This is a genomic window from Streptomyces sp. NPDC058092 (assembly GCF_042884935.1).
Taxonomy (GTDB): domain Bacteria; phylum Actinomycetota; class Actinomycetes; order Streptomycetales; family Streptomycetaceae; genus Streptomyces.
The window spans coordinates 1-2,444 of record NZ_JBHVSY010000068.1; the positions used below are offsets into that span (position 1 = coordinate 1).

Sequence of the window (2,444 nt, forward strand, 5' to 3'; positions counted from 1 at the left end):
AAGCGCCAGGTTGTAGACCCTCCGCACGCATCCGAACGTGCGCGACAGCTCAGCCGCCTGCACATCCGTCGGACAGAAGCGGTATTTGAACGCCCGCTTCACATGGTTCGCGGTCATGCTCACAAACCAATGCGACCATGTAAAGATCAAATCTGCAGGTCAGAGCACCGTGATCCGCCTGGCGGCGAATCGCAGCCCTTGCCCTGCTCCGCAGGAGTCCGCTTCCTCTCCGCCCCGAAGGGCGGAGTATCCACGAAGGAATCAGATGACCGCGTCGAGGCGGCCTTCGGCGAGCTTCCAGTCGACAGGGTTGACCCCTGCGGTCTTCACCCGGATCAGCACCTCGCCGGGGGCCACCTTCGGGTCCGGGAGGTCGGCAAGCCGCAGTGCCTCGGGTCCGCCGTATCCGTTGAGGGTGATCGCTTTCATGCGGCGATTTCCGCCGGCGTCCGCGCGGTTTCGACGGTGCGCACCAGAGGTTCCAGCCGGGGGTCCTCGGCGGCTTCCTGCAGTGCCGCACGCAGGGCCGCCTCGTTCGTCGGGCGGGCTTCGCCGAGCAGCTTGAGGCCGGCCTCGGTGACGTCGGTGTAGATCCCGCGCCGGTCGGTGGGGCACAGGTAGCGCTCCAGGAGTCCGCGGTCCTCGAGGCGGGTGACCAGGCGGGTCGTCGCGCTCTGGCTGAGCACGACGGAGTCGGCGACCTGCTTCATCTGCAGGTGTCCGCCCTCCCCGTCGTGCTGGCGGCCGAGGACGTCGAGGAGCGAGTACTCGCGCACGCTCAGGCCATGACCGGCCTGCAGGGCGCGTTCGAGGCGGGACTCGATCTTTCCGTGCAGCAGAGACAGCACGCACCAGCCCTGAGCCAGGGCGGTGAGCGCGGGGGCAGTAGCAGTCAACGGGGGCCTCCTTCTTCGGGCCGTCCCCTCAATTATTGCACACGACGATACATGCACACGCCTTCAGTGCGCGTTTGCTTTATCCAGCGCATGCAACTATTGTCGTGTGACGTAAGCGCCCAACGCAAGCACTTGGAAGGTAACTCCCCATGCCTCTCGCGCTCCTGGCTCTCGCCATCGGGGCCTTCGGGATCGGCACCACCGAATTCGTGATCATGGGCGTGCTGCCCCAGGTCGCAGGCGACTTCGGCGTGACCATCCCGGCCGCCGGCTGGCTGGTCTCCGGCTACGCCCTGGGCGTCGTGTTCGGCGCGCCGCTCCTGACCGTTCTCGGCACCAAGGTGTCCCGCAAGAAGATGCTGATGTTCCTGATGACGCTGTTCGTCATCGGCAACGCGCTGTCCGCCTTCGCACCGAGCTTCGGCGTCATGCTCATCGGCCGGATCGTGGCCTCCCTGGCGCACGGCGCGTTCTTCGGCATCGGTTCCGTGGTCGCAGCCGACCTTGTCGCTCCGGAGAAGAAGGCTTCGGCCATCTCCCTGATGTTCATGGGCCTGACCGTGGCCAACATCGTCGGTGTCCCCGGCGGTACGTACATCGGCCAGGCCGCCGGCTGGCGCGTCACGTTCGTCATCGTCGCCGTGCTCGGCGTCATCGGCTTCCTCGGCGTCGCCAAGCTGCTGCCCGAGATGGGCCGACCCGATTCGGTGACCGTACGCACCGAGTTCGCCGCATTCCGCAACGTGCAGGTGTGGCTGGCCATGGCCATGACCGTCCTCGGCTACGGCGGTGTCTTCGCCGCGATCACCTACATCACCCCGATGATGACCGAGGTGGCCGGCTACACCGAGGGCGCGGTGACCTGGCTGCTCGTCCTCTTCGGTATCGGCATGTTCCTGGGCAACCTCCTCGGCGGCAAGTTCGCCGACCGCAGGCTCATGCCGATGCTCCTCACCACCCTCGCGGCCCTCACCGCCACGCTGCTGCTGTTCACCGCGACCGCCCACGACAAGGTGCTGGCCGCGATCACCCTCTCCCTGATCGGCGCCCTCGGCTTCGCGACCGTCCCGCCGCTGCAGAAGTGGGTGCTCGACCAGGCCTCGGCCGCTCCGACCCTGGCCTCCGCCGCCAACATCGGCGCCTTCAACCTCGGCAACGCCCTCGCGGCCTGGCTCGGCGGTGTCGTGATCGCCGCGGGCCTCGGCTACACCTCCCCCAACTGGGTCGGCGCCATCCTCTCCGGCACAGCCCTGCTGCTCGCCCTTCTCGCCGCCCACCTCCACCGCCGTACCCGCACCGCCGAACGCGTCGTCGCAGGGTCCGTCGGGCGCCGGAGCACGCCGGAAACCGTCCTGCACTGACCTGGACGCGCCACCGCAGCCCGAGCCTTCCCACCCACACCCGATCCCCCATCTGATCCCCACCCGATCCCCCACCCGCGAAGGAATCCGTCTTGACTTCCTCCCCCTCGTGAACGAGGGGGATTCCTACGGCTCGCGCCGTGGGGGTTTCTGCTTCGTCGCCGACTGCCCGCCCGGAGAACTCCGT

The 2,444-nt window shown here is 67.8% G+C and carries 3 protein-coding genes and 1 pseudogene; 1 reads left to right on the plus strand and 3 read right to left on the minus strand.

Annotated features, from left to right (window positions below):
* The 3 genes and pseudogenes from ACFVV1_RS40750 to ACFVV1_RS40760 form a co-directional block, all read right to left on the minus strand.
* Window positions 1-117, minus strand: a 117-nt coding sequence (locus ACFVV1_RS40750) for a helix-turn-helix domain-containing protein (protein ID WP_390000688.1), incomplete at its 3' end; no start/stop codon positions are given.
* A 147-nt stretch (window positions 118-264) separates the two neighbouring features.
* A pseudogene (locus ACFVV1_RS40755) lies at window positions 265-429 on the minus strand (NADP-dependent oxidoreductase); the annotation flags it as partial.
* Entirely contained in the window at window positions 426-896 is a 471-nt protein-coding gene (locus ACFVV1_RS40760) for a MarR family winged helix-turn-helix transcriptional regulator (RefSeq protein WP_390000682.1), read from the minus strand. The gene ACFVV1_RS40760 and the pseudogene ACFVV1_RS40755, both read right to left, overlap by 4 nt.
* Before the next feature lie 149 nt (window positions 897-1,045).
* On the opposite strand from ACFVV1_RS40760, the gene ACFVV1_RS40765 reads away from it, so the two are divergent.
* Entirely contained in the window at window positions 1,046-2,257 is a 1,212-nt protein-coding gene (locus tag ACFVV1_RS40765; protein ID WP_390000685.1) for an MFS transporter, read from the plus strand.
* The last annotated feature ends 187 nt before the right edge of the window (window positions 2,258-2,444 follow it).